Origin of the sequence: Acinetobacter sp. YH12227 (assembly GCF_013417785.1) — a bacterium.
GTDB classification, from domain to species: domain Bacteria; phylum Pseudomonadota; class Gammaproteobacteria; order Pseudomonadales; family Moraxellaceae; genus Acinetobacter; species Acinetobacter gandensis.
Genome location: NZ_VPDH01000137.1, coordinates 1 through 3522 on the forward strand (window position 1 = coordinate 1; position 3522 = coordinate 3522).

The following is a 3522-nucleotide window of genomic DNA, read 5'->3' on the forward strand; positions in this document are numbered from 1 at the left end:
GTAAATTTTCAGCGTTGCTGGCTCCCCGTCAGCCGGATTGGGTTGCATCGCAGGGGTGTCGAAAGAGTCAACTGCGGTCCAAAGCTGTTGGACTTGGGTGAAAAGGGCGTTTATTCTTCCTATACGTCGATCGATTGAATGAAGGACATATACAATCATTTCTCCGACATTTGGTTATGGAGCGAAAAGTTTCAATATCTTATCAAAACCAGGCAATCAATGCGATTAAGTTTTATTACGAACGTGTTTTGGGTGGACAACGGAAAACATATTTCATCGAAAGACCAAAAAAAGAAAAAACACTTCCTGTTGTGATGAGTGAAGAAGAAACCATTCGGGTACTACGCGCTATTGAAAACGTGAAACACAAGGCTATTCTGATGACTATTTATTCGGCAGGTTTGCGCATTTCTGAATGTATAAACCTGAAAATAAAAGACATTGACTCCAAGCGCATGCAAATTCGTATAGAACAGTCAAAAGGAAAAAGAGATCGTTATACCATTTTATCTGAGAAAACATTAATTATTTTAAGAACATACTTTATGGAATATAAACCAAAAGATTATTTATTTGAAGGTCAAAAAGGTGGCGCATACTCAAGCCGAAGTATTCAAAACATTTTTAAAGCAGCTGTTTTAAAAGCAAAGATTCAAAAGGAAGTTACTGTACATACCTTACGACATAGCTTTGCAACGCATTTGCTTGAGAATGGTACGAGTTTACGTTATATTCAATCGTTGTTAGGTCATTCAAGCAGTAAAACAACTGAGGTTTATACACATATTACCACCAAGGGAATGGAACAATTAAAAAGTCCGATGGATTTGTTAGATATATAGAAAGGATTTGTATATTTGAGCAAAACTTAACAAAAAGCACTATGAATATAAATCCTTTTGAGAGAGTAGAAACGAACGGTAAACGGTTGAAAACGGATTTGTCACTGATAATGAAAGGTTTAGCAAAATAAGATATAGTGGATATATACGCCATTTGGCGTATAGCCACTTGTTATGTGCCATTTTTGAATGACAATGCGAATAGATACAGACAAACAAATGAATTTACTTAGTGATAAGAACGTTGCAATAATTGGTGGTGGACCCGTTGGACTGACTATGGCAAAATTATTACAGCAAAACGGCATAGACGTTTCAGTTTACGAAAGAGACAACGACCGAGAGGCAAGAATTTTTGGTGGAACCCTTGACCTACACAAAGGTTCAGGTCAGGAAGCAATGAAAAAAGCGGGATTGTTACAAACTTATTATGACTTAGCCTTACCAATGGGTGTAAATATTGCTGATGAAAAAGGCAATATTTTATCCACAAAAAATGTAAAGCCCGAAAATCGATTTGACAATCCTGAAATAAACAGAAATGACTTAAGGGCTATCTTGTTGAATAGTTTAGAAAACGACACGGTTATTTGGGATAGAAAACTTGTTATGCTTGAACCTGGTAAGAAGAAGTGGACACTAACTTTTGAGAATAAACCGAGTGAAACAGCAGATTTGGTTATTCTTGCCAATGGTGGAATGTCGAAAATAAGGAGCTTTGTTACCGACACGCAAGTTGAAGAAACCGGTACTTTCAACATCCAAGCTGATATTCTTCAACCGGAAATAAACTGTCCCGGATTTTTTCAGCTATGCAACGGCAACCGATTAATGGCGGGACATCAGGGCATTTTATTGTTTGCCAATCCCAATAATAATGGTGCATTGTATTTAGGAATTAGTTTTAAAACGCCCGATGAATGGAAAAATAAAATTCCCTTAGATTTTCAGGACAGAAACAGCGTTGCCGATTTTTTATTGAAAAGATTTTCCAAATGGAGTGAAGTTTACAAACAATTAATACGTTCGGTATCAACATTTCAATGCTTGCCCACAAGGAAATTTCCTTTGAACAATGATTGGAAAAGTAACCGTCCATTACCCATAACAATGATTGGCGATGCTGCTCATTTGATGTCGCCTTTTGCAGGACAGGGTGTAAATACGGGATTATTGGATGCTTTGATATTGTCTGAAAACCTTACAAACGGAGAATTTACAAGTATTGAAAATGCCATCGAAAACTACGAACAACAAATGTTTGTTTATGCAAAAGATACGCAGGACGAATCGACAGAAAACGAAACCGAAATGTTTAGTCCCAATTTTTCGTTTCAAAAATTATTGAATCTATAAACAGTAAGAAAAAACGGCTACTAACAAGCAGTTTTGCAATAGTGGGGCAGAAGTGCAAAATTGAACTTGTGTGCTTCTATCAACTTTTGTACATTAGCTGCCAGTTTAAGATGGGTGCATTTGAGTATGCCCAAAGGAGCCCGCAAGTATGCGCAGGACGAAGCCAGTAGCCGCGCCGATGGTGGCGCGGGTCTATCTGCGCGTCAGCACCGACGCGCAGGACTTGGAACGCCAAGAGGCGATCACTACGGCCGCGAAGGCCGCCGGCTACTACGTCGCCGGCATCTACCGTGAGAAGGCATCCGGCGCACGCGCCGACCGGCCTGAGCTGCTGCGCATGATCGGCGACCTACAGCCCGGCGAGGTGGTCATTGCCGAGAAGATCGACCGCATCAGCCGCCTACCTTTGCCCGAGGCCGAGCGCCTGGTGGCCTCGATACAGGCCAAAGGCGCACGCCTGGCCGTCCCTGGCGTGGTCGATCTATCCGACCTGGCGGCCGAGGCCCAGGGCGTCGCCAAGATCGTGCTGGAAGCCGTGCAGATCATGCTTTTTCGCCTGGCCTTGCAGATGGCCCGCGACGACTACGAGGACAGGCGCGAACGCCAGCGCCAAGGCATTGAGTTGGCCCGCCAGGCCGGGCGGTACAAGGGCCGCCGTGCTGATCCGAAGCGCCGCGCCCAAGTTGTCGCGCTGCGCAAGTCCGGCTACAGCATCAACAAGACCGCCGAGCTGGCCGGGTACAGTGCGGCCCAGGTGAAACGGATATGGGCCGAGGTCAGCCAGGCCGAAGCGAAGCAGCACGGCGCGTTCGTGGAGGACGCATTGACGGAAGCCGATGCCCTGGCCGCTGTCGGCCAGGATGAGCGCCAGGAGGAAAGGGCATGAAGAAGCCGAACCAAGACGACGAGCCGTTTTTCATCACCGAGGAGATTGCGGCCGAAATGATCGCCGGCGGCTATGAGTTCGAGCTGCCGCCCATTCCTTGCACCATCCGCCTACGCGACGTGCTGGAGCGCATGACCGATGCTGAGCTAGCATTGCAGCCGGGCGAGATCGCCGACCAGGAGCGTGAACGCTGCCGGCGCAAGCCGTGTTCAACCTCATGATCTGGTCATGGTATTTTTCATGGCACTGAGCCTGATAGTTCTTGCAAATTGTTGTCACTAAAGGGTTTTGTGTGCTTGTTTACAATCGAGTGGGAGTGACGGGCACTGGCTGGCAATGTCTAGCAACGGCAGGCATTTCGGCTGAGGGTAAAAGAACTTTCCGCTAAGCGATAGACTGTATGTAAACACAGTATTGCAAGGACGCGGAACATGCCTC

General features: G+C 45.5%; 4 protein-coding genes. All 4 read left to right on the forward strand.

All coding sequences use genetic code 11. The features are described 5' to 3' along the window. Positions 1-176: 176 nt before the first annotated feature. The 4 genes from FTV09_RS17230 (at position 177) to FTV09_RS17245 (ending at position 3305) form a co-directional block, all read left to right on the forward strand. On the forward strand, positions 177-842 hold the full coding sequence (locus FTV09_RS17230) for a tyrosine-type recombinase/integrase (RefSeq protein ID WP_015060916.1): 666 nt from the start codon (positions 177-179) through the stop codon (positions 840-842). Between the two features lie 189 nt (positions 843-1031). Further along, entirely contained in the window at positions 1032-2198 is a 1167-nt protein-coding gene (locus FTV09_RS17235) for a tetracycline-inactivating monooxygenase Tet(X3) (protein ID WP_024160783.1), read from the forward strand. Positions 2199-2346: 148 nt separating this feature from the next. Continuing rightward, positions 2347-3084 carry a recombinase family protein gene (locus tag FTV09_RS17240; protein ID WP_001366550.1) on the forward strand — a complete coding sequence of 246 codons (738 nt, stop codon included), beginning with the start codon at positions 2347-2349 and terminating at the stop codon, positions 3082-3084. Further along, positions 3081-3305: a hypothetical protein gene (locus FTV09_RS17245; protein WP_000743213.1), complete on the forward strand. Its 225-nt coding sequence runs from the start codon at positions 3081-3083 to the stop codon at positions 3303-3305. Before FTV09_RS17240 ends, FTV09_RS17245 begins: the two co-directional genes overlap by 4 nt. The last annotated feature ends 217 nt before the right edge of the window (positions 3306-3522 follow it).